Source organism: Companilactobacillus sp. RD055328 (genome assembly GCF_022835675.1).
In the GTDB taxonomy this organism is placed as follows: Bacteria; Bacillota; Bacilli; order Lactobacillales; family Lactobacillaceae; genus BQUT01.
On sequence record NZ_BQUT01000005.1, the window covers coordinates 896,576 to 920,040 of the forward strand.

24 protein-coding genes and 1 pseudogene are annotated in these 23,465 nt (G+C 34.6%); 10 read left to right on the forward strand and 15 right to left on the reverse strand.

Features of this window, described 5'->3' with window-relative positions:
* Positions 1 to 22: 22 nt before the first annotated feature.
* The gene (locus tag RD055328_RS06735) at positions 23 to 835 is read right to left on the reverse strand and encodes a Cof-type HAD-IIB family hydrolase (RefSeq protein ID WP_244088028.1); all 813 of its coding nucleotides are present in this window, start codon (positions 833 to 835) and stop codon (positions 23 to 25) included.
* Between the two features lie 187 nt (positions 836 to 1,022).
* On the opposite strand from RD055328_RS06735, the gene RD055328_RS06740 reads away from it, so the two are divergent.
* Genes RD055328_RS06740 through RD055328_RS06750 form a run of 3 tightly spaced genes read left to right on the forward strand, consistent with a single transcriptional unit; the run spans position 1,023 to position 3,818 of the window.
* On the forward strand, positions 1,023 to 1,712 hold the full coding sequence (locus RD055328_RS06740) for a helix-turn-helix domain-containing protein (RefSeq protein ID WP_244088029.1): 690 nt from the start codon (positions 1,023 to 1,025) through the stop codon (positions 1,710 to 1,712).
* 19 nt (positions 1,713 to 1,731) lie between these two features.
* Positions 1,732 to 2,427, forward strand: coding sequence for a YoaK family protein (locus tag RD055328_RS06745; protein WP_244088030.1), 696 nt, complete (start codon positions 1,732 to 1,734; stop codon positions 2,425 to 2,427).
* On the forward strand, positions 2,427 to 3,818 hold the full coding sequence (locus RD055328_RS06750) for an APC family permease (protein WP_375708076.1): 1,392 nt from the start codon (positions 2,427 to 2,429) through the stop codon (positions 3,816 to 3,818). The genes RD055328_RS06745 and RD055328_RS06750 overlap by 1 nt, the downstream gene beginning before the upstream one ends.
* A gap of 28 nt (positions 3,819 to 3,846) precedes the next feature.
* On the opposite strand, the gene RD055328_RS06755 is transcribed toward RD055328_RS06750, so the two are convergent.
* The gene (locus RD055328_RS06755) at positions 3,847 to 4,452 is read right to left on the reverse strand and encodes a GNAT family N-acetyltransferase (RefSeq protein WP_244088032.1); all 606 of its coding nucleotides are present in this window, start codon (positions 4,450 to 4,452) and stop codon (positions 3,847 to 3,849) included.
* 85 nt (positions 4,453 to 4,537) lie between these two features.
* Here RD055328_RS06755 and RD055328_RS06760 point away from each other — a divergent pair, with 85 nt between their 5' ends.
* The 4 genes from RD055328_RS06760 to RD055328_RS06775 all read left to right on the forward strand — a co-directional run bounded on the left by RD055328_RS06760 (position 4,538) and on the right by RD055328_RS06775 (position 9,377).
* Complete coding sequence (locus tag RD055328_RS06760; protein WP_244088033.1) at positions 4,538 to 5,098, forward strand: M15 family metallopeptidase; 561 nt, start codon at positions 4,538 to 4,540, stop codon at positions 5,096 to 5,098.
* Between the two features lie 98 nt (positions 5,099 to 5,196).
* A complete protein-coding gene (locus RD055328_RS06765; protein WP_244088034.1) occupies positions 5,197 to 5,922 on the forward strand; it encodes a GntR family transcriptional regulator in 726 nt (241 codons plus the stop codon).
* Between the two features lie 91 nt (positions 5,923 to 6,013).
* A complete protein-coding gene (locus tag RD055328_RS06770; RefSeq protein ID WP_244088035.1) occupies positions 6,014 to 8,359 on the forward strand; it encodes a phosphoketolase in 2,346 nt (781 codons plus the stop codon).
* Positions 8,360 to 8,498: 139 nt separating this feature from the next.
* On the forward strand, positions 8,499 to 9,377 hold the full coding sequence (locus RD055328_RS06775) for a hypothetical protein (protein WP_244088036.1): 879 nt from the start codon (positions 8,499 to 8,501) through the stop codon (positions 9,375 to 9,377).
* 42 nt (positions 9,378 to 9,419) lie between these two features.
* Here the strand turns inward: RD055328_RS06775 and RD055328_RS06780 are convergent, their stop codons facing one another.
* The 3 genes and pseudogenes from RD055328_RS06780 to RD055328_RS06790 form a co-directional block, all read right to left on the reverse strand.
* Positions 9,420 to 9,767, reverse strand: coding sequence for a hypothetical protein (locus RD055328_RS06780; RefSeq protein ID WP_244088037.1), 348 nt, complete (start codon positions 9,765 to 9,767; stop codon positions 9,420 to 9,422).
* Between the two features lie 15 nt (positions 9,768 to 9,782).
* Complete coding sequence (locus RD055328_RS06785; protein ID WP_244088038.1) at positions 9,783 to 9,950, reverse strand: hypothetical protein; 168 nt, start codon at positions 9,948 to 9,950, stop codon at positions 9,783 to 9,785.
* Between the two features lie 44 nt (positions 9,951 to 9,994).
* Positions 9,995 to 10,189, reverse strand: a pseudogene (locus RD055328_RS06790) (ClbS/DfsB family four-helix bundle protein); the annotation flags it as partial.
* Between the two features lie 125 nt (positions 10,190 to 10,314).
* Here RD055328_RS06790 and RD055328_RS06795 point away from each other — a divergent pair.
* Positions 10,315 to 10,530, forward strand: a complete 216-nt coding sequence (locus RD055328_RS06795; protein WP_244088039.1) for a hypothetical protein — start codon at positions 10,315 to 10,317, stop codon at positions 10,528 to 10,530.
* A gap of 30 nt (positions 10,531 to 10,560) precedes the next feature.
* On the opposite strand, the gene RD055328_RS06800 is transcribed toward RD055328_RS06795, so the two are convergent.
* Entirely contained in the window at positions 10,561 to 10,965 is a 405-nt protein-coding gene (locus RD055328_RS06800; protein ID WP_244088040.1) for a GtrA family protein, read from the reverse strand.
* Between the two features lie 157 nt (positions 10,966 to 11,122).
* Between RD055328_RS06800 and RD055328_RS06805 the strand changes: the two genes are divergently transcribed.
* The gene (locus RD055328_RS06805) at positions 11,123 to 12,565 is read left to right on the forward strand and encodes an APC family permease (protein WP_244088041.1); all 1,443 of its coding nucleotides are present in this window, start codon (positions 11,123 to 11,125) and stop codon (positions 12,563 to 12,565) included.
* Positions 12,566 to 12,619: 54 nt separating this feature from the next.
* On the opposite strand, the gene RD055328_RS06810 is transcribed toward RD055328_RS06805, so the two are convergent.
* From RD055328_RS06810 to gnd, 3 genes are read right to left on the reverse strand one after another with little or no spacing between them, the layout of a single operon-like run.
* Complete coding sequence (locus RD055328_RS06810) at positions 12,620 to 13,972, reverse strand: gluconate:H+ symporter (RefSeq protein WP_244088042.1); 1,353 nt, start codon at positions 13,970 to 13,972, stop codon at positions 12,620 to 12,622.
* A gap of 58 nt (positions 13,973 to 14,030) precedes the next feature.
* Complete coding sequence (gene gntK, locus RD055328_RS06815) at positions 14,031 to 15,584, reverse strand: gluconokinase (protein ID WP_244088043.1); 1,554 nt, start codon at positions 15,582 to 15,584, stop codon at positions 14,031 to 14,033.
* Between the two features lie 15 nt (positions 15,585 to 15,599).
* Positions 15,600 to 16,502, reverse strand: coding sequence for a phosphogluconate dehydrogenase (NAD(+)-dependent, decarboxylating) (gene gnd, locus RD055328_RS06820; protein WP_244088044.1), 903 nt, complete (start codon positions 16,500 to 16,502; stop codon positions 15,600 to 15,602).
* 134 nt (positions 16,503 to 16,636) lie between these two features.
* Between gnd and RD055328_RS06825 the strand changes: the two genes are divergently transcribed.
* Positions 16,637 to 17,488 (forward strand): MurR/RpiR family transcriptional regulator, encoded by an 852-nt coding sequence (locus tag RD055328_RS06825; RefSeq protein ID WP_244088045.1) that lies wholly within the window; start codon positions 16,637 to 16,639, stop codon positions 17,486 to 17,488.
* Between the two features lie 15 nt (positions 17,489 to 17,503).
* On the opposite strand, the gene RD055328_RS06830 is transcribed toward RD055328_RS06825, so the two are convergent.
* The 6 genes from RD055328_RS06830 to rpsR all read right to left on the reverse strand — a co-directional run bounded on the left by RD055328_RS06830 (position 17,504) and on the right by rpsR (position 23,462).
* A complete protein-coding gene (locus tag RD055328_RS06830) occupies positions 17,504 to 17,758 on the reverse strand; it encodes a hypothetical protein (protein WP_244088046.1) in 255 nt (84 codons plus the stop codon).
* 102 nt (positions 17,759 to 17,860) lie between these two features.
* On the reverse strand, positions 17,861 to 19,147 hold the full coding sequence (locus tag RD055328_RS06835) for an adenylosuccinate synthase (protein ID WP_244088047.1): 1,287 nt from the start codon (positions 19,145 to 19,147) through the stop codon (positions 17,861 to 17,863).
* 105 nt (positions 19,148 to 19,252) lie between these two features.
* Complete coding sequence (gene dnaB / locus RD055328_RS06840; RefSeq protein ID WP_244088048.1) at positions 19,253 to 20,626, reverse strand: replicative DNA helicase; 1,374 nt, start codon at positions 20,624 to 20,626, stop codon at positions 19,253 to 19,255.
* Positions 20,627 to 20,648: 22 nt separating this feature from the next.
* Positions 20,649 to 21,101 carry a 50S ribosomal protein L9 gene (gene rplI / locus RD055328_RS06845; protein ID WP_244088049.1) on the reverse strand — a complete coding sequence of 151 codons (453 nt, stop codon included), beginning with the start codon at positions 21,099 to 21,101 and terminating at the stop codon, positions 20,649 to 20,651.
* A gap of 18 nt (positions 21,102 to 21,119) precedes the next feature.
* The gene (locus RD055328_RS06850) at positions 21,120 to 23,105 is read right to left on the reverse strand and encodes a DHH family phosphoesterase (RefSeq protein ID WP_244088050.1); all 1,986 of its coding nucleotides are present in this window, start codon (positions 23,103 to 23,105) and stop codon (positions 21,120 to 21,122) included.
* Positions 23,106 to 23,216: 111 nt separating this feature from the next.
* Positions 23,217 to 23,462 carry a 30S ribosomal protein S18 gene (gene rpsR, locus RD055328_RS06855; protein WP_244088051.1) on the reverse strand — a complete coding sequence of 82 codons (246 nt, stop codon included), beginning with the start codon at positions 23,460 to 23,462 and terminating at the stop codon, positions 23,217 to 23,219.
* Positions 23,463 to 23,465 lie beyond the last annotated feature (3 nt).

A 23,465-nucleotide genomic window follows, 5' to 3' on the forward strand; every position in this document is an offset into this window, starting at 1 on the left:
TCGATTTGAGGTCTTTTTTATTTTATCCAAAAATGAATTTATCAAAGGCGTGAGCTATGCCATCTTCATCGTTAGAATGTGTGACAAAATCTGCCGCTTTTTTAGCAACGTCTGAACCGTTGCCCATGGAAACTGCAGTGCCAGCAAACTCGAACATAGGTAAATCATTTCTTTGATCACCAATAGCCATGATTTCATCAGGTTGAATGTTTAATTTGTTTGCCAAATGTTTAACTGCATTTCCTTTATTAACATTCTTATGCATTACTTCTAAGAAGTTGGGAGCAGCTCGAACCACATAGAATCTGTCATCAAATTCTTTACGAACTGCTGCTTCATTATCATCAAGTTGCTCTGGTGTCCCACAGAACACTGCCTTAACAATTGAAAAATTGCTTGGCATTTCATCAACTTCACGAATCATGATACCCGCAAGGTTTTCATAAGCCTGAATTACAGTAATAACATCAACGTCACGATTGCTTGTATAAATAACACTGTCATCATCTAAAACATTGTATGGTAGTTTATTGTTTTTAGAGAACTGATCAACTTCACGATAAGTTTGATTATCTAGCCCTTGTTGTTCAATAACTTGTCCGCTAACGGTCTCAATCACACTTCCGTTAAAAGTGATAACATACTGATCATCACCTGAGATTCCCAGTTCATTAAGATAAGGAGTCACACCAGCTAGTGGACGTCCGGTACATAGAACAACCTTAATTCCTTCTTTGATAGCTTTTTTAATGCTAACCTTTGTTGATTCCAGAATCTTAAGATCCGAACTTAATAATGTATCATCAATATCAATGGCAACTAATTTAATTGTCATGTATAAAACTCCTTAAATAAATATAATATATAAATGATATCATACATAACAAAAACACACCCGGGATGGGGGTGTTTTTAATGATTTAGCAATATATTCCCCAGGAAATACTCAATTTATTAGTTCTGTACTTTTATTGTACTTAGTGATAAAATCCTTATATAACAGCGTTTATAGGATATAAAATATGACTTTAAATAAAAAAGAAATTTCAGAGCGAATTACACAAATCCGCAAGGATAATAATTTAAGTATGCAAGATTTCGCTGACTTAATTGGCGTAAGTGGCAAAAGCACGATTAATGAATGGGAAAAAGGACGATCAATTCCCTCCAAAAAAACTCTCGCTAAAATTACTGACAAGCTGAATATCGAAGCTAACTATATTTTATATGGAAATTTTAATGATTATATTCGTGATTTACTAATAAGTGTTATCCATGAAAAAACAGATGAACAATTATCTTCAACTTTTTTTGACTACTTAAATAAAATTGATGCCTTATCTAGATTTCGATCCTACGAAGAGTCGCAACCCATTGAAACTATTCAAGACCAAATACGAGTCCGTGAAGAAATTATGAACTTAGCTATCAATTCAACTATTGATGATAATATATCTGAATTATCTGATTTCTTAATTGAACATCAAGTTAATTTTGGTAGCTCAACATCTTTAATTTTAAAAACCATCAATAATTATTTTCTCAAAAAACTTAATAAGTTAGAATTAACAAAGCATAATTACATACAAGAACTAATCAGTAATTCTGACTTAATTAATTACAACTTAGACTCTCTTAATACCGATGATGCTGAAAAAATCAAAAAAATTGTCGATAATTTTCATAAAGAGTTATTACAATTAGATTATTAGTTAACTTAGGAGACTTATTATGAACTCATCTTCACCTATTCACGAACGTACAATTGTTGCCGAACTGCTTGCTATGGCTTCAGGCAGTATTGACGCTTATTCTTATCTAACACACGGTCAAGTATTTGCCGGTATGCAAACTGGTAATCTGATTTTGATGGGAATTAACTTAGCAGAATTCAAATGGGCAATGGTAGTTAATTATTTCATTCCTATCTTGGTATATATTTTTGGGACAACAATTACTAAATATGCCAGTATGAAGTTCACTAACTACCACGGAATATCACGTCAAGAATTAGTTCTTGGTGTTGATATCTTCCTATTAATAGTAGTCGGCTTACTTGCGGATCGCGTACCTTTACTTTTGACTTCTCTTTTTATGTCATTTTGCATTGCTATCCTATTCACTGAATTCAACAAAATACACGGTATGCCGCTCACCGCTGTAATGATGACCGGTAACTTCAAAAAAATGGGTAATTTTATTCTAGAAGGTATACTAAAAAAAGATACTACTTTATTACGTCGCGGCTTCCGTACCTTTAAAATTATTCTCGCCTTTTTTATGGGTGTAATTATTAATGCAACTTTAGTAAGATATTTATCTTTCCAAGCTATATTCTTCAGTGCTATTATATTAGCTATCATCTTATCTACTATTACATATGAAAACAGAAAAATTATAAAAGAATTCGCTGAGGAAATATCTTGATACGACAATTATTCGCAAAAAAAGATTTAACTAACAAATTCGACGAATCATCTATTCAATTAGAAAAAACCTTATCCGCCAAAGATCTTATTTTCATGGGACTTGGTGTTATCATTGGTGCCGGTATTTTCATTACCCCGGGAATTATTGCTGCTAATAATGCTGGTCCGGGTGTTATGTTTACTTATATATTGGCCGCTATTGTTTGTATACTAGTAGCTTTTTGTTATTCAGAATTCTCATCAGCCATCCCATTATCAGGTAGTGCATATACTTATGTTTACTCTGTTTTTGGTGAACTAACAGCTTGGATAGTTGGTTGGGCAATCTTTTCAGAGTATCTATTTGCTGAATCTTCTGTTGCTGTTAGTTGGTCTGCTTATCTACAGAATTTCTTAAGTGGTTTCGGAATTAAATTACCAGCCGCCTTACAATCAGCTTACGGTGCTGGTGGCACTACTACTGGACGCTTTGATATTTTAGCCTTTACTATTGTTTTCTTAGTGACAATATTATTGTTACAGGGATTAAAAGAGTCGGTTACTATTAATAAAATCATGGTTTATATCAAAGTATTCATCATTATTTTATTCATTGTCGTTGCTATTTTTTACGTCAAACCTAGCAACTTCACTCCTCTATTACCTTTTGGTGCTTCAGGGCTAGGTCAAGGAACATCAGTTGCCTTTTTCGCATTTATTGGTTTTGACATTATCTCAACAGCCAGTGAAGAAGTAAAAAACCCCGGACGCGATATGCCGATAGGAATTATCTCTTCACTCTTAATTTCGGCATTATTATATTCATTGATGGCTTTTGTTCTTGTTGGCGCTGTTCATTACACTCAACTTAACGTTGCCGATCCAGTATCATTAGCCTTACGCATAATTCACCAAAACTGGGCAGCTGGTTTAATTTCTCTTTGTGCGGTTCTAGGAATGACCACCACATTGATTGTAATCTTATATGGTGGAACGAGAATGTTCTTCGCTATAAGCCGCGATGGTTTATTACCTAACAAACTTAATAATCTCAACAAAAATAACGTCCCAACATATAGTACTATCATTTTTGGATTGTTAGCCGGTTTAGTTGCCGGGTTATTACCAATAGATAAGTTAACTGAACTAGTTAACATCGGTGCATTGTTAGGCTTTGCCGCCGTATCCATTGGTGTAATTCCCTTACGACGCAGCGAAAACACTAAATATCTAAACCCAGCCTTCAAAACTCCAGGCTACCCAATTGTTCCTATAATATCCTTTTTACTATGTATCTACCTAATGCTTAATCTACAAACATTTACATGGATTGCTTTTGGTCTCTGGTTATTATTAGGTTTAATTATTTATATTTGTTACGGTTACAAAAATAGTAAATTACATAAATAAAAAGACAGCCATTAATCGGCTGTCTTTTTTAGATTTCTTTTGCAAAATGCCACGTTTCAAATTTTGTATTTTTTGTAGAATGGTTAACTAGCTGATAACCATTTTTTTCATAAAACTTAGCGTTAGTAGCTGTATTAGTTGAAAGAACAATCCGACCACCTTTTCGTTTTTTAACTATTTGATCTAGTTCATCTAACAATAATGAGCCAATACCTTTCCCTTGAGATGAAGGTTTAATAGCCAACGAATCAACATACCAAGATATGTCCTGGGAAATAAATTCGCCATCCATTTCTTCAATAATTCTAAAAAAATCTATTAAACTTCTTATATTAGAAGGCTTAAACATACCCTTTTTTGAATTAATTAGGTAACTCATCACTCCCGGTTCTTTATGTTTATCATCCTTTACTAATATTACTCCTTGAATAGACCCATCGTCTGCTTCAGCAACATAGCTACCGTTGATTTTTTCAAAAACTTTAATATTTGCCGTAAATAATTCGCTCAAGAAATCTTGGCGATGTTCTTTGTCAGGTAGAAAAGCAATGAACACTGGATACTCAAAGAAGGCTTCAATTAATACTTGCGTCATTTGCTTGTGGTCATTAATTGTAGAAGGTCTTACTCGCATTCATTTCTCCTAAAAACTAGTTTAATATGAATTAATTATAACCCATGATAAACTGGAGACAAAAGACCACTAAAGGAGAATTCCAATGACAAAATCATCTGAATTTATGAATGTTTTAGAAGTTGATCCTGATATTATTATCGACTTGCGTTATGCAACAGAAAATAATTTTACTGGTAAAAAAATCTACGATTTCACTACCGCAATTTCTCGAACTGGGACCGTAAAAAAACTTGGTATTGCTGCATCTATTCTCAAGAAACAAGGTTATCGTATTAAAATATGGGACGCCTATCGACCTGTTAGCGCTCAAGAGAAGCTCTTTGAAGTTTACCCTGATCCTAACTTCGTATTACCTCCAAATCCTAATTCCAGTCACCAAAAAGGGGTAACTTTTGATTTGACCATAACTGATATGGCAGGTAATGAATTACCTATGCAATCAAAATTCGATGAATTTAACGAAACAGCAAGTCGTTCTTACAAAGGACGTACCGCCGAACAACAAATCAATTACGATATCTTGAATAACGCCATGACAGAAGCTGGATTTGTTGGATATAGCGAAGAATGGTGGGATTATCGTGATTCTCAAATGGATGAATACGGTCCAGCAAGCGCTAATCCGGATGATTATAAAATATAGTTACCCATCAACTTTGGTACGCACCAATTAAAAATTTCAGTTGCGATTTCTTCCGATTTTGGTATGATTTATCATTAGAAAGATAATGAGGAATGATAATGACAGACTTGGCATACCAAAAAATCATTAATGAACTTAAAAACGCAATTCATGATGGCAAATACGCCGATACAATGAAACTACCCGATGAAAGATCTCTTAGTGAACAATACAATGTAAGTCGTAGTACCATCAAACGTGCTCTTAGTGTTTTGTCACATCGAGGAATTATTTTCAAAAAACGCGGTTCAGGTACCTTCATAAATCCACTATATTTAAAAAACAATAACTTCTTTAAATATAATGGTAGTAATTTGGGAATTACTGATAGTTTTAACGTCCCCGGAAAAACACAAAGCATCAAAGTTCTTTCATTCGATGTTATCAAAGCGGACGAAACTACTAAACGCGATCTATTCCTTAAAGATGACGATTTCGTATACAAAATCGAACGTCTGCGTTATTTAGACGACGAACCTTTCCTAATTGAAACAAGTTATATTCCTATCAAACTATTCCCTGACTTAAATAGTGATATTGCTAAAGATTCAATTTTTAATTATATGGAAGAACAAAAAAACTTAAAAGTTACTAATTCTTATTTAACTATTTCTACAGAACCTTCTAACGAAAATGATCAAGCTCAACTAGCTCTTAAAGATGTTGAACCTGTAGGAATTATGTCTGGTATTTTCTTCTTAAATAACGGTACACCCTTTGAAATATCAACAATGCGTGTCCATTATAAATATATGAAATATGATACATTCATAACAGTTTCCTAAATTGGTACGTATCAATTTACAAAATGGTTGACTTTGTCGACCATTTTTTTTATTATATGCTAGTAAACAAAAATAATAACGAGGTGCATTCATGACAGATTATTCAAGTAAAGAATATTTGGCAAAAGTTGATGCTTACTGGCGTGCAACAGATTACGTTTCAGTTGGTCAATTATATTTAAAAGACAACCCTCTTTTAACTAGAGAAGTTGTTAAAGATGACGTTAAAGTTCATCCAATTGGACACTGGGGAACAATCTCAGGTCAAAACTTAATTTATGCTCACTTGAACCGTTTAATCAACAAATACGATTTAAACATGTTCTACGTAGAAGGCCCTGGTCACGGTGGTCAAGTTATGGTTTCTAACTCATACCTTGATGGTAGTTATACAGAACTTTACCCAGAAATAACACAAGACGTTGAAGGTATGAAGAAATTGTTCAAACAATTCTCATTCCCAGGTGGTATCGCTTCTCATGCTGCTCCTGAAACACCTGGTTCAATTCACGAAGGTGGAGAATTAGGTTACTCATTATCACACGGTGTTGGTGCTATCTTTGATAACCCAGACCAAATCGCTGCAGTTGTTGTTGGTGATGGTGAATCAGAAACTGGTCCATTGGCTGGTTCATGGTTCTCAAACACATTCATCAACCCTGTAACTGATGGTGCTGTACTTCCAATCCTTGATCTTAACGGATTCAAGATTTCTAACCCAACAATTCTTTCAAGAAAAACTGACGAAGAATTGACTCAATACTTTGAAGGTATGGGTTGGGATCCAATGTTCTTCGACGTTACAAAAGAAGCTGACTACCATGCTAAAATGGCAGAAGTTTTTGATGCAGCTATCGAAAAAATTCAAGCAATTCAAAAAGATGCACGTGCTAAAGGTGCTGACAACGTTGAAATGCCTCATTGGCCAGTTGTTATTGCTCGTATTCCTAAGGGTTACAACGGTCCTAAGGAATGGGATGGTGTTCCTATTGAAAACTCATTCCGTGCTCACCAAGTGCCAATTCCTGTAGACCAAAACCACATGGAACATGTTGACAAATTGGTTGAATGGTTGAAATCATACCGTCCAGAAGAATTATTCGACGAAAACGGTAAATTGATCCCTGAACTAGCTGAAATGGCACCTAAGGGTGACAAACGTATGTCAATGAACCCTATCACTAATGGTGGTGTGGATCCTAAAGCTCTTGACTTACCAGATGAAACTAGTTACGAACTTAAATTTGATCGTCCAGGTACATTGATGGCCCAAGACATGATCGAATTAGGTAAATACCTACGTGATACAATCAAAAACAACCCTACTAACTTCAGAATGTTCGGTCCTGACGAAACAATGTCAAACCGTCTAGGCGCTATGTTTGAAGAAACAAACCGTCAATGGTTAGAAGGAATTAAAGAACCAAATGATCAATTCTTAGCAGCTAACGGTCGTATTCTTGATTCACAATTATCAGAACACCAAGCTGAAGGTTGGTTAGAAGGATATACATTGACAGGACGTCGTGGAATCTTCGCTTCATACGAATCATTCCTACGCGTTGTTGACTCAATGCTTACACAACACTTCAAGTGGTTGAGAAAAGCCGTAGAACAAAACTGGAGAAAAGATTACCCATCTCTTAACATTATGGCTACATCAACAGCTTTCCAACAAGATCACAATGGTTACACTCACCAAGATCCAGGTATCATCACTCACTTAGCTGAAAAGAAACCTGAATTCATCCGTCAATACTTCCCAGCAGATACTAACTCATTGTTAGCTGTTATGCCTCAAGTATTGTCAGACTTCAACAAGATTAACTTAGTTGTTACATCAAAACACCCAAGAAACCAATTCTACTCAATGGACGAAGCAAAAGTCCTTGTAAAAGATGGATTGAAGATTATTGATTGGGCATCTGACGAAGGTGAACCAGACGTTGTTATTGCAGCAGCTGGTACAGAACCTAACTTGGAATCACTTGCAGCTATCAAGATCTTGAGAGAACAACTACCTGAACTTAAGATTAGATTCATCAACGTTGTTGATCTATTGAAACTACGTTCACCAAAAGTTGATCCTCGTGGACTATCAGATGAAGAATTCAACAAATACTTCACAACTGACAAACCAGTACTATTCGCATTCCACGGCTTTGAAGGATTCATCAAAGATATCTTCTTCGACCGTGACAACCATAACTTAAGTGTTCATGGTTACCGCGAAAACGGTGATATCACTACACCATTTGATATGCGTGTTCTTAACGAAATGGACAGATTCCATATTGCCGAAGACGTTGCTGTTTCAGTAATGGGCGACAAAGCATCTGACTTTGCAGACGCTATGGAAGCTAAAGTTGACGAACATAACAAGTACATCAGAGAATTTGGTGATGACCTACCAGAAGTTACTAACTGGACATGGTAATCTAAAATCATTCAACCTGAGTATTAGATATATAAATAAAAAACCTCGACAATTATGTCGAGGTTTTTTTGTGCATTTGCATTAAAAACATACTTATATGATAATGACATCAAACATCAATAGAAAGTAACCAATAATAATGAAATCCAATAAACAAAAACTTAACATCATTGTTTTAACTATTACACTTATCATTGTGGCATACACTGCGGGCTATAATTATCATACCAATACAGTAGAAGCACAACGCCAAGAACACGTTAAACAAGATGATGTAAAAAAAGAAATTGCAAAAATTAATAAAACATACAAAAATGATGACAAATTAACGACCGATGAACGAATTGATCGTATTAAAAATCTCAGCAAAGATAAGTCTGCATATAGAAGTAAGATGAATGCCTACGATGAAGTGATTAGTTTTTATAATCATAAAATCAAAAGCCTTCGTGCTCCTATTATTAAAGAAAACAAAAAAGTTTATTCTAAATTAAATTTGAAGACAAAAGAAATTAAAAAGCTAGATATTTCACAAGTAGAAGAATCAAAAAAATCTCTTACTGATTTAATTAGTACCGTCAAAAGTCAAAAGACTGTAGTATATGAAGGTGATACTAAAGCTTTTATTAAAAAAATAACTAAATTAGAAAAGAAATATCAAGCTCGATTAGATGATCTAAAAGTAGACGACACAAACGACTACTATAGTGATTATGCTGGTACAGAAACAACAAATACCGAAGCTTCATCATCTAATGATTCAAGTTATACCGGTTCTTATAGTAATGGTGGTGGATACGGTTATTCAAACGGAGCCTCTAACAATTCAAACAGTGGTAGTGGTGGTGGTTCGAACACTTACAACCCAGGTGACAATTCTGGTACTGGCAATGGTACTGACTCAGGTTCTAATAATGGTGAAAACAATGATACTGGATCTGGCGACGATACAGGTTCTACTCCCGGTGATGACGGTAGCGATAATCCTGGTGAAGACAACGGCGTAGTTCCAATTTAATATAAATAAACCCTCGATATGGATTTAATCCAATATCGAGGGTTATTTTTTGAACAAAATTGTTTTATCACTTAATTCATATAAAACTCCTGAACTTAGAACTTTAAATATTTCTTCATTAACTTCATTCTTTATTTTTGTCCCAGTTACTTTGAGCATACTTTTACTATCATCATAACTAATACTTCCCATAGAACTAAGTGGTTCTGCGTTGACGGATGAAAACATTCCAGTAAAAAATTGTTTGAAGAGTCCGCTTTTTTTATTGGTCTTTTTAATAACTAAATTCACTTCAAAATTATCATATAAAGCATCTACTGCCTTATCTGTTAAGACAAATTCTTCGTCGTCAGTGCTTATTAAATCTTGCAAACTACTAATCTTTTTCATCATTCTCCCCCTCAATTACGCTAAATACATGATTCCGGGAATTAAATAAACAATTAAAATAACTAAAAAGAAAACTGAAATCCATAACCAAATTTTTGAACTACGAACTTTATATAATACAAAGAACAAAATAGTTGTTATAGCTATTAGAATAAGTCCTAAAACAAAAGTAATATGTGACATGTAATTATCTCTTTTCTTATTGTATTTTTTTCAAAACAACTAGCTCACAATACAAATTTTTTCCATTTACGAATTTTAGTTTTGAAATTTGTAAACGGTGCTACGGTATTGATATGAATCCACTTATATAAAGGCCACTTCGCTTTTGTGGTTGCCCACTTCCGTTGTTCGGGTTCAAATAATTCTTTATCACTTAATGTTTCTATCCAAACACATAAATCATTAACCTTATTATTTAATCTCCCTTATAATAATTCACTATTCTTACTTAATATTATAATAGTACGTTTCATTTAACAAAATCATTAATTAGAACTACACTGAGATTGTACATAAATTAAAATTCAAATGGAGGATTTAAGCAATGACTGATGTAGAAAAGACACTAACTTTAGACAAGAAAATGAACGAAGTTTTTGATTGGAGTGATGATACTACTCCTGTTCGCGACGCTTTGTGGAATCACTTCATGGAAAACAATAATAAAGATACTCTCAAAACTCTCGACGAAGTGAAGAAATACACAGAAATGCCTGATAATGAAGTTGCAGGTGCCGCTGAAAAATTACTTAAGAAATAAAAAAAGTCGACTAACTAGTCGTCTTTTTGTTTACTCTTTTTTAAAAATAAAAAGCTTACTGAATACATAATTAATAATCACAATTATTACATTATCTATTAATTTCACAACTAAGCTATTACCGTCCATTAAAGTAATTCCGATATATAGAATTACGGCTTCTACTCCTAATGAGAAGATTCTTGCAGCAAAAAAACTTGTGATTTCTTTGATAATAATCGATAGATCCCAGCTTTTCGAAGCAAAAACAAAGTACTTATTAGTGAGATATGCAAAAACAACAGACAAAAACCACGCGATTAAATTTGCAACTTGGTAGTTTAATGGCATAACTACTGTAAAAAATGCGTAAACAACGTAATTAACAGCCGTTGTAGCAACTCCAAAAATAATATAATTAATTAATTCTTTATACTTAATGTACAAATTTTTCATAACAAATTCCCTTTTTATCTATGTATTCACTAATCATACCAGTAATCTTATACCTCGATAAATTAAATTTTTTCTAATGAAATTCTTAAAATCTATTCTTTGCACACTTGCGATGTTGTATAATGAATGAGTTATTTTATAAAGGAGAAATTTATTTATGGAGAATACAGAAAGTTCACGTAATCTGAGATGGTTTAATATTGCGTTAATTTCTTTTACTGCTGTTTGGGGACTCAATAATGTTATGAACAACTTTGCTCAACAAGGGCTAGTTGTTATCGTATCTTGGGTCTTAATGATGCTATTTTATTTTATTCCTTATACTTTGATGGTTGGACAATTGGGATCAACTTTCCAAGACGCTGATGGTGGAGTTTCATCTTGGATGAAGAGTCTATCAACAAGTCGCCTAGCTTATTTTGCAGCTTGGACTTATTGGATTGTTCACGTTCCTTACTTGGCACAAAAACCACAAACAATTCTGATCGGATTTAGTTGGTTATTCCAAAACAATGGTGATTTCGTTAACCAAACTCCTTCATATATTGTTCAAGGATTGAGTTTAGTACTATTCCTTGTCTTTGTTTGGATGGCCTCTCGTGGTGTTGCAACTCTTAATAGAATTGCTAGTATCGCAGGAACTGGTATGTTCATCATGTCAATGCTCTTCATCGTATTAGGCGTGACTGCTCCTTTCATTACAAACACACCTTTTGCTACAGCTAACATGAACCAAGTTAGCACATATATTCCGAAATTTAATTTTAACTATTTCACAACAATTTCAATGTTAGTTTTCGCCGTTGGTGGTGCTGAAAAAATATCACCATACGTTAACAAGACTAAGAATCCTTCAAGAGAATTCCCTCTTGGTATGATTATGTTAGCAATCATGGTTGCTATTTCAGCTATTATGGGATCATTTGCAATGGGTATCTTATTTGATGCAAATAACATTCCTACTGATTTAATGGCTAATGGTGCCTATGAAGCTTTCCAAATGTTAGGTAACTATTTCCACATTGGTAACTTACTTGTTTGGCTATTCGCTATCTCTAACGTTCTTACAAGTGCTGCTGCGTTAGCTATTTCAATTGATGCTCCATTACGTATCTTCCTGAACGATGCTGATGATAATTACATTCCAAAAGCTCTATCATTTAAGAACTCACGTGATGTTGCCGTTAATGGTTACAAATTAACTGCTCTACTTGTATCAATCATTATCATCGTTCCTGCTCTTGGTATCGGTGGAATGAACGACTTGTACACATGGTTAATGAACCTTAACTCAATTGTTATGCCTATGCGTTATCTATGGGTATTTGCAGCTTACATGTTATTACAAAAACAAATTAAGAACTTCAAGTCTGATTATGTTTTTGTTAAGAACCCTAAAGTTGGATTCATGTTTGGTCTTTGGTGTTTCCTATTCACTGCCTTTGCATGTATTCTAGGAACAGTTCCTAAGATGGATTACTCAGCTAACCCAACAACATGGTGGTTCCAACTTATCATGAATATTGCTACACCTCTTATCTTCATTGCGTTAGGATTCATCCTTCCAATGATTGCAAGACGTCAAAAGAAAACAGCTTAATACATAATAAAAAGACCTCGCATTGCGAGGTCTTTTTTGATTGACTAATATTTATTACACTACCAAGCTCAAGGCTAAAACAATAACCAATCCAACTACGGAAATAATTGTTTCTAATACTGTCCAAGTTGATAATGTTTCTTTAACTGAAAGATCAAAGTATTCTTTGAACATCCAGAATCCAGCATCATTAACGTGTGATGCGGCTAAACTTCCGGCACCAATTGCTAGCACCATTAGTGATGGATCTACTCCAGCTGATTTCATAAGTGGTAATACTAATCCAGCGGCTGTAAGAGAAGCAACTGTGGCTGATCCTAAGGCAATTCTTAGAACAACTGCAATCAACCAACCTAGAATTAATGGAGACATGCTTACGCCACTAAATAGTTTAGTAACAGCATCACCAACTCCACCATCAATCAAGATTTGTTTGAATGCTCCACCACCACCAATTACTAGTAGTAACATGGCAATAGATTTAATAGCATCTTCTAAAGTCTTCATGATTTCTGGTGTTTGAATACGACGAGCCCAGCCCATTGTATACATAGCTACAAATAATGAAATTGTCATTGAAATAGCGGGTGTACCGATGAAGGCAATAATACTATCTAAAGTTGATGGATTCTTTGGAAGTGCTCCACCGTTGAATGACATTTGATAAATAGTTGTAATTGCCATCAAAATTACAGGGAATAGTGATGTTAAAACACTAACACCAAATCCAGGTGTTTCTTCAAGTTTGAACTCTTTTTGTTTACCTAAGGCTTTTAGATTACCTTTACGATTAAATGCGTCAGGAACCAATTTACGCGCAACACGAGTGAATATTGGTCCAGCTACAATAACTGAAGGGATTGCTACGATAATTCCGTATAGCAATACGTGACCAGCATTAGCACCTAATGCAGCTGTAATAGCTGTTGGTGCTGGATGTGGAGGTAAGAATCCGTGAGTTACTGATAAAGCAGCAGCCATTGGAATACCTAGATACAAAATAGGAACTCCGGCTTCCATTGCGATAGCAAAGACGATTGGTACTAATAAAACCATACCTACTTCAAAGAACAAGGCAATACCAATAATGAATGAAGCTAGAACAATCGCCATTTGAAGACGTTTCTTCCCGAATTTTTCAATCAAAGTATGTGATATACGGTAAGCACCACCGGCATCGGCAACTAAACGACCAAGCATAGCACCAAAACCAAATACAATTGAAAGTTCACCCAATTGGCCACCAATACCTGCCTGAACACTGGTTGCTACATCAGGTAGCGGCATTCCTAAACCAATTCCGACAAGTATTGCAGTAATAACTAATGATACAAAAGTGTTAATTTTGAATTTAATAATCAAAACTAGTAGTAATATAATTCCCAACAATAATACTAATAAATCCATATTTATTCTCCCATCGGCGCTATGTCAGCGCTTGCATATGATATCTTATAAAAACTCGCTATTGCGAGTCTTTTTTGTTCCCAATATGTTTACGCTGAAAATCAGCAATATCACTATAGTGGCTCCCCAATGATTTAGTAAGTCTAATCCAAATTGGTAATAATTCACGATATACTTCGAAATTATCTTCGTTTGGTTTGTGAACGTTAGTAACACCAATCATATTCTTAACTTCTGATAAATCATCAATATAACCTAAGCTATACATTCCAAGAACGGCAGCTCCTAAACATGAGCTTTCAAAACTCTCTGGAATAGTAACGTCTTGTTCGAATACATCAGCTAACATTTGACGCCATAATTCTGATTGAGCAAAACCACCAGTAGCTTGGATACTCTTAGGCTTACCAGCTACTCCTTCAATCAATAGCATAACCATATATAAGTTATACACAATTCCTTCAAGAGCTGATCTAACCATGTGCGCTCTAGTATGTTGACGAGTAAGACCAAAGAATGATCCACGAGCGTCAGCATCCCAAATTGGTGCACGTTCGCCACCTAAGTAAGGATGGAATAATAATCCATCAGAACCAGCTGGAATTGTACCAGCAATCTGCGTCAATAAATCATAACTAGAGATCTTCATTTGATCAGCAGTGATTTTTTCTGGTTCGAATAATTGATCACGAACCCAACGGAAAACAATTCCCCCATTATTAACTGGTCCACCGACAACCCATTTGTCCTTAGTTAATGCATAACAGAATAATTTACCGTTAGGATCAACCATTGGTTTGTCGACAACCACACGTACCGCACCAGATGTACCAATAGTTACTGCTACAACACCAGGGTCAATAGCATTAACACCAAGATTTGAAAGAACTCCATCACTAGCACCAAAAACAAAAGGTGTATCCATTGGAATGCTAGTAACTTTGCTAGTTGTCATGTTCATATTAGTAATCTGATCAGTTGGTTCTACAAGATCAGGCAACTGATCTCTTGTAATACCAGCAACTTCAAGTGCTTGTTCATCCCAATCAAGATTAAAGATATTAAATAATCCTGTTGCTGAAGCAATTGAATATTCCATCTTATATTCTTGGAACATTCTGAAATAGATATAAGTCTTAATATCTATGAACTTCTTAGTTTTATCAAACAAGTCTTTATGTTCATTACGTAACCAAATAATTTTTGATAAGGGTGACATTGGATGAATTGGTGTTCCTGTATGAGAATAGATTTCTTGTCCAACGCCACTAGCTAATAATTCTTCACTATATTTAGCCGCTCTATTGTCAGCCCAAGTGATAACTCTTGTTAATGGACGATCATTTTCATCCATCAAAATTAAACTATGCATAGCTGAAGAGAAGCTAACCCCTTTTAATTCCCCAGGCTTTACGTTACCTTTACGCATTATTTGGAATAATGCATCTGTAACGGCATTAAAAATTTCTTCAGGATCTTCTTCTGCCATATCAGGAGTATCTTGATATAGTGGATATCCAATATTAGCGTACGCTTGTACGTTTCCTTTTAAATCATATAAAACGGCTTTGGTACTTGTAGTACCAATATCAGCCCCAATAAAGTATTCCATTACAAATATCTCCTACTATTTCTTATCTACGGCATGTCCACCGAATTCATTTCTCAAAGCAGCTACCACTTTACCAGTGAAAGTATCATCTTCCATTGAGCGATAACGCATCATAATTGAAGCTGAAATAACTGGTGTTGGCACCTGTAATTTCAACGCTTCTTCTAATGTCCATTTACCTTCACCTGATGAATGCATAACCCCTTTAATTTCATCAAGTTTTGCATCTTTAGAAAATGCTGATTGTGCTAATTCCATCAACCAACCGCGAATAACTGAACCATTACTCCAAACTTTAGCAACAGCTTCATTATCATAATCGAATTGACCGTGTTCTAGAACATCGAAACCTTCCGCAATAGCTTGCATCATTCCATATTCAATCCCATTATGTACCATCTTCAAGTAATGACCTGAACCAGCCTTACCTGTATATAGGTACCCATCTTTTTGAGCAATTCCTTCAAATACAGGTTTAAGATACTTATCAAAGACTTCTTTAGAATCTCCACCGATCATGAAGTTCCCATCTTTGTTAGCACCACTCATTCCACCAGATGTTCCAGCATCAAAGAAGTTAATGTTCTTTTCTTTCAATATTTCATTATGGCGAAGTGAATCTTCGAAGAATGAATTACCACCATCAATCAAAATATCTCCTGAGCTCATTTTTTGAGCTAGTGTATTGATTGTTTCATCAGTTGGCTTGCCAGCAGGTAACATACTCCAAACAATCTTAGGTGTATCTAGTTGATTCAATACATCATCTAAATCAGTTGCAGTTGCAGCACCTAATTGTCCAGCTTTAGCAACTGATTCCTTATTTAAGTCGAAGGCAACAACTTCATTATTATTTCTTAAAAGATTCTCTACAAGATTCAAACCCATCTTGCCTAAACCAATCATAGCTATTTTCATTAATATTTCCTCTTTGCATAATTCTTTTTAAGCACAAAAACATTATATGAAAAAGTTTTTCACATTGCAAGCGTTTACAGGAAAAAGTTTTTCATGTACTATATAACTATACTAATTAACGAATGGACAGAATAATGGTAGAAAAAATAGATTCCCTAATTAAGTCATATTACGACAGCTTAAACGGTAAATACTTACAGATAGCAGATTTCTTATTAAATAATCAGTTTGATGAGAATTTATCAATTCAACGTCTAGCCAAAGATTGTGATGTCTCTCCGGCAACGATTTCTCGCTTTGTAAAAATTTTGAACCTTAAGAACTTCCAATCATTGAAATTAGCGTTATTGAATCGAAAGATTAATTTCCCTATCTATCATGGGATTGATAAAGATGACTCATATCTAGAAATTGCTCAAAAAACTTTTTCAGCAAACATTGCGGCCCTTAACTCTACTATTGCCCTATTAGATGAAAAAAGTCTTGAACAAGCAGTTTCCTGCATTATTAATTCAAATGTTGTCGCTCTATTCGGTCTAGGTGCTTCTGAAATTGTAGCCCAAAACGGTTATCACAAATTATTGAGAACTGCTACAAATGTAACTCACGCAACTGACTACCATATGCAACTAATGCAGGCTACTCGACTTCAAGAACGAGATTGTGCAATTATCATTTCTCACTCGGGCGAGAATAAAGATATTTTAGAAATAGCAAAAGTATTACATGATAATTCAGTGCCAATGATTGTGATCACCAGTTTTGGAAATTCCGCTATTACTAAATATGCAACTTTCACTTTATTATCTATTTCAGAAGAAAAGAATTTCCGCGTTGATGCCCTACATGCATTAATTGCTCAAATGAGTATTATTGACAGTCTCTTCATGATGATTGCTGTTCGAAGTGGCAAAAAAACAGATGAAGTATATCAATCTATTCGTGCCGAGATTAATAAAACACGCAATAAAAAAGAAGCAGAATAATTTCTGCTTCTTTTTTTATATAACTTTATTCAAATCTGGTTCTTTTTTAGCATTCAATGCAATTCCAGCCACATCTTCTGCTCCATCATTTAAGATGAATTCATCTGTTGCTTTGCATCTTGGACAAGCTAGTTCAACTTTATATTTCTTTGAACCATCTTCATTTACTTCAAGTTCTTCTTTCTTGGTAATTAACATTGCCGGATGATCACATTTATAACAAGCAAATTTAAGCATCCTACGTTCCACAAATTCATCTGCAAAAGCCATACTTCACACCCCTTATATTTTTTTAATAACTTAATAATAGTACATTAAGCTAAAAAATCATAATAATATATTTCCCGGGTAATATAGTTTCACGTGAAACGACTAATTATCCCAAACATTTGCTTTCAATAATGTTTGAGAACGATTAGGTCCCACCGACACTGTTGCGATTCGAGCATTAGTAAGTTTCTCTAGTGTTTCTAAGTATTTCTTAGCGTTTATTGGTAAATCTTCGTAATTTTTAACATTAGTAATATCTTCTGTCCAACCAGGGACTTCAGTATATACAGGTTTACATTTAATTAATTCATCAACAGTAGCTGGATAATAGTTTATTTCTTTTCCATCTAGTTCATATGCAGTACATATTTTAATACTATCGATACCAGTTAAGACATCTAATACATTAAGCGCAATATCAGTAACCCCTGAAACACGGAATGCATGACGTAACACAACAGTATCTAACCAACCTACACGACGTGGACGTTTTGTAACAGTACCGTATTCATGACCACGCGTTCTGATGTAGTCACCGGTAGCATCATCTAGTTGTGTTGGGAATGGTCCATCACCAACTCGAGAAGTATAGGCTTTTACTACGCCGACAACTCGATCGATTTTATTGGGACCAACACCAGCTCCAATTGATACTCCGGCAGCAGGGTTTGAAGATGTAACGTATGGATATGTCCCTTGGTCAATATCCAACATTATTCCTTGGGCACCTTCAAATAATACGTTTTCTTTGTTATCGATGGCTTCATTTAAAACAACTGAAGTATCTACTACCATGTCTTTAATCAAAGCAGCATATTCACTGTATTTAGTATATATTTCATCAAAATCAAGCGGTTGACTTTGATATAGATCAATAAATTCTTTGTTTTTTCTATCTAAAGCTATTCTTAATTTCTCTTTAAAAATAGTAGGATTAATTAATTCAGCAACTCTGATACCAGTACGCGAAGCTTTGTCCATGTAAGCAGGACCTATTCCACGATTGGTTGTTCCAATCTTATCATCACCTTTAGCGGCTTCTTGTAATTCATCTTCCTTAATATGATAAGGGAAAATAACATGGGCACGGTTTGAAATCTTCAAATTAGAAGTATCAATTCCTTGCTCCTTTAATTTCTTCAATTCAACTACAAGTGATTCCGGATTGATAACAACACCATTTCCAATAACGGTTGTTTTGTCTTGATAAAGTATTCCTGAGGGAATCAAACGTAACTTATACACTTTCCCTTCTACTTCAAGCGTATGACCAGCATTATCCCCACCTTGGTAACGAGCAATAATATTAGCTTGTTCACCTAAAAAGTCTGTGATCTTACCTTTTCCTTCGTCTCCCCATTGACTACCTACAATAACAATTGAACTCATAAAATCCTCCTTTATATCCGAAATAACTTTACCATGAATAAATACTTTTCTCAATATTTCCGAACATTATTTTATTTAAAAATAAAAAAGCTATTTAAATGCGAATTATTCCGCATAAGTAGCTATGTTTGAGAATTTGTTATAAGACTTAACAAATAGTAACTTCACTGTTCCACGAGGACCTGAACGGTTCTTACTAATGATAACTTCAACTTCACCAACATCTTGGTTTCCAGATTGTTCTGGCTCATCATCGTCATCACCTTCTTTATCATCGTAATAATCATCACGATATAAGAAAGCAACAATATCAGCATCTTGCTCAATGGATCCAGATTCACGGATATCAGAAAGAACCGGTCTTTTATCTTGTCTTTGTTCAACTCCACGAGATAGTTGAGAAAGAGCAATAACAGGAACATGTAGCTCTTTAGCAAGTTGTTTCAAAGAACGAGAAATCGCTGAAACCTCTTGTTGTCTATTCTCTTGGCCTGTACCTTCAATTAATTGAAGGTAATCAATAATTATTAAATCTAAATTACCTGTTTCTTTAGCTAAACGACGACATTTTGCACGAATTTCAGCAATTTTAATACCTGGGGTATCATCAATATAAACATCTGTTTTTGATAAACTCCCCATGGCTACAATCAAATTCTTCCATTCATTCTCGTCAAGTTGACCAGTTCTCAAATGGTTAGCGTCAATGCTTCCTTCAGAGCAAAGCATACGATTAACTAATTGATCAGCACTCATTTCTAAAGAAAATACTGCAGCTGTCCCTTTGCTCTTGGTAGCAACATTTTGTACGATATTTAACGCAAATGCTGTTTTACCAACAGCAGGACGGGCAGCTAAAATAACAAGCTCATCATCATGTAGTCCTGTTGTTATCTTATCTAATTCCTTGAAACCTGTTGATAACCCAGTAACTTCAGATTTGTTATTAGCTAATTCTTCAATTTCAGTTAATGATTCACCAACAACATCAGCAATCTTCTTGAAACCACCCTGTTTAACATCTTCAGAAACATTCATAATGTTTCTTTCCGCGTTTTCTAAGATAGCATCAATGTCTTCGTTCTCATCAAACCCTTCAGTAACAATGTCTGAAGCTGTTTGAATAAGATTACGTAAGATGGCCTTATTTTTAACGATCTTGGCGTAATAAGCCACGTTAGATGCTGTAGGTACAGCTTCTGCTAATTCAGCAATGTAACTTGGTCCACCAACATCTTCTAATTCATTATTCTTATTTAATTCATTAACGATTGTTACTGTATCAATTGCTTCATCTTTTTCATTCAAAACCATCATAGCTTTGAATATAAGCTGATTAGCACGTTGATAGAAGTCTTCCGGGAGTAAATATTCAATAGCATCAATAAACGCCCCAGAACTCAAGAATATCGCACCTAGGACTGACTGTTCTGCAGCTTTGTCACTAGGTGGCATTCTATTACCAAAATCATTACTCATAGTAGGTATTCCCTCTTTATTATTACTCAGTTATCACATGCACACGAATTGTAGCCATTACATCATTATGTAATTTCACTTTAACGTTAGTATACCCCAAGACACGGATCGGTTCTTTCAATTCAATCTTTCTTTTATCGACTTCAAGATTAAACTGTTGTTTCAATGATTCAGCGATTTGTTTACTAGGAATTGAGCCAAACAATCTGCTGTCATCACCTGCTTTTGACTTGATTTCAACAATTGTTTTTTCATCTTCAATTTTATCTTTTAGATCTTTAGCTTCTTGTAAATCTTCAGCTTGTAACTTTGCTGCCTTTTTTTGTTTACCAGCAACTTCACTAATAGCCTGTGAATTAGCCACTTTGGCCTTACCATTCTTGATTAAAAAGTTTTGTGCATATCCATCAGCAACATCTTTAACTTGGCCTTTTTTTCCTTTGCCTTTAACATCTTCTAAGAAAATAACCTTCATTTTATTACCTTCCTACTTCTAATTATTTAGTATTTCTTTAAGTTGTTCTGCAACTTCTTTTGTATTAACACTCTCAATTTGAGTAGCAGCATTTGATAAATGGCCACCGCCACCCATCTTCTCCATCGTTACTTGAACATTAATTGATCCTAGACTACGTGCAGAAATCCCGACAACCTTGTCAGAACGACGAGCAACAACAAATGAAGCCTCAATATCACTTAATGATAGCAATGTATCTGCAGCTTGCGCAACAATAACTGAATCATAAATATCATCATCAGCAACACAAATTGCAACCTTATCATTAAACATTTCAACAGATTCGATTAATTTATTCTTTTTAATGAAATCATCGATATTTTCTTTAAGTAACTCTTGAACTTTAAGCTCACTAGCCCCAATTGAACGTAAGTAACTAGCTGCATCAAACGTTCTTGTACCAGTTCTTAATGAGAATGACTTGGTATCAACAGTAATACCTGCAAGCATTGCTGTTGCTTCTATTTTACTTATCTTAGTATTTTCTTTTGGTTGATACTCGAGCATTTCTGTAACTAATTCACATGTTGATGAAGCATATGGTTCAATGTAGGCAAGCATCATGTTAGCAGGGAACTCTTCTCCTCTACGATGGTGATCGACCAATACAATGCGACCGTTAGCTTTATCGATTAAATCAGGGTTTATCGACATACTTTGTTTTGAGTGATCCACAAGAATTAATAGACTGTTGTCATCGAACTGCTCATTAGCTTGTTCAATACTAATGATGCTCTTATCGATTTCTTTGTCCTCTCGTAGCTCCTCTCGCAACCTCTTAACGTCGGTATGAATATTAGATTCATTAAAAACGATCGAACATTCTTTACCATTCATTTCAGCAATCTTACGAATTCCTAAACTAGCACCAAAAGAATCCATATCTGATCGTTGATGTCCCATTACAAAAACTTTATCAGAATTAATAAGCACTTCTTGTAATGCCTGACTTATCATACGTGCACGAACTCGAGTACGTTTTTCAAGAGGATTAGATTTACCACCAAAGAAACGTGCTTTATCATCTTCAGACTTAATAACAACTTGATCACCACCACGTCCCAATGCAAGATCTAGATTACTTTGAGCTTGTCTTGCTAAGTCGATCAAGTCATCAGTACCGTAAGAAATACCAACACTTAATGTTAATGGTGAGTTTTGTTTTAATGTTTCTTCACGAATCGTATCTAGAATACTAAATCCATTATCTTCTACAGCCTTCAAATCTTTCATATATGAAATGAAGAAATAACGGTCTGCACTCAAACGCTTAAGATAGAAATTATATTTATTAGACCAATTGGTAAGTTGATTAGTAACGAAGTTATTTAAGTTTGATCTAGTACGATCAGACATATTTTGAGTAACTTCATCATAATTATCTATAAATATTTGTCCAATTGAAATACGTGTTGCTTCAAAATTCTTCGCAATTTTATTATATTTAGAAATACTATACAAATATACTGCTTTTAATTCTGAATTAACGAAAGCTTGATACCCTTCATCATTAATACTGATTTCTACAACATCGCCAAAGTCTTCTGAACTAGTCATTTCGCCAAGATCTGCACTTAGATCTTTTAATTTAACATCAATTAAATCTTGATCAGCGAAGAAGCTTTGAAATCTTGGATTGACCCATTGAATTTTTCCATAGTTATCGTATAAAGCAATTCCCAAAGGCATATTAACAACCGCTTCTTGTTCACCGCGACTTAAACGATACGATATATCAGAAGCTATATGTTTAATACTCTTCTCCATAAGGTAGTAGAAGTAGACACTAACAAAAGCCATTAAGAAACTAATAGCTGATAAAATAACTCCTATTAAATTATTAACAAATAATCCAATTACGGCAGAAATCACAGTTATACTAAAAATTATAATAACTGACCATAGTAATGACGGTGAATTTCTCAGTAAATTCAAATTATGTTTTTCTAAAAATTTATTCATGAGTGACCCCATTTTTTCCTATATATACTTTATAATTTTAACATAAATTGATATATCTGATGGCATATAAAAAGGATTGTACAAATGTACAATCCTTTTTAATATTTATAATTAACCTTCTGCAACGAATGGCAATAGTGCCATGATTCTAGCACGTTTGATAGCTGTAGTAAGTTTTCTTTGGTTCTTAGCACTTGTACCTGTTACACGACGAGGTAAGATCTTACCACTTTCAGAAATAAATCTTTGTAGTAATTCTGTATTCTTGTAGTCGATGTAATCAATGTGGTTAGCTGCGATGTAGTCTACCTTACGGCGTCTACGTCCACCACCGCCACGTCTTTGTTGTTGAGCCATGTG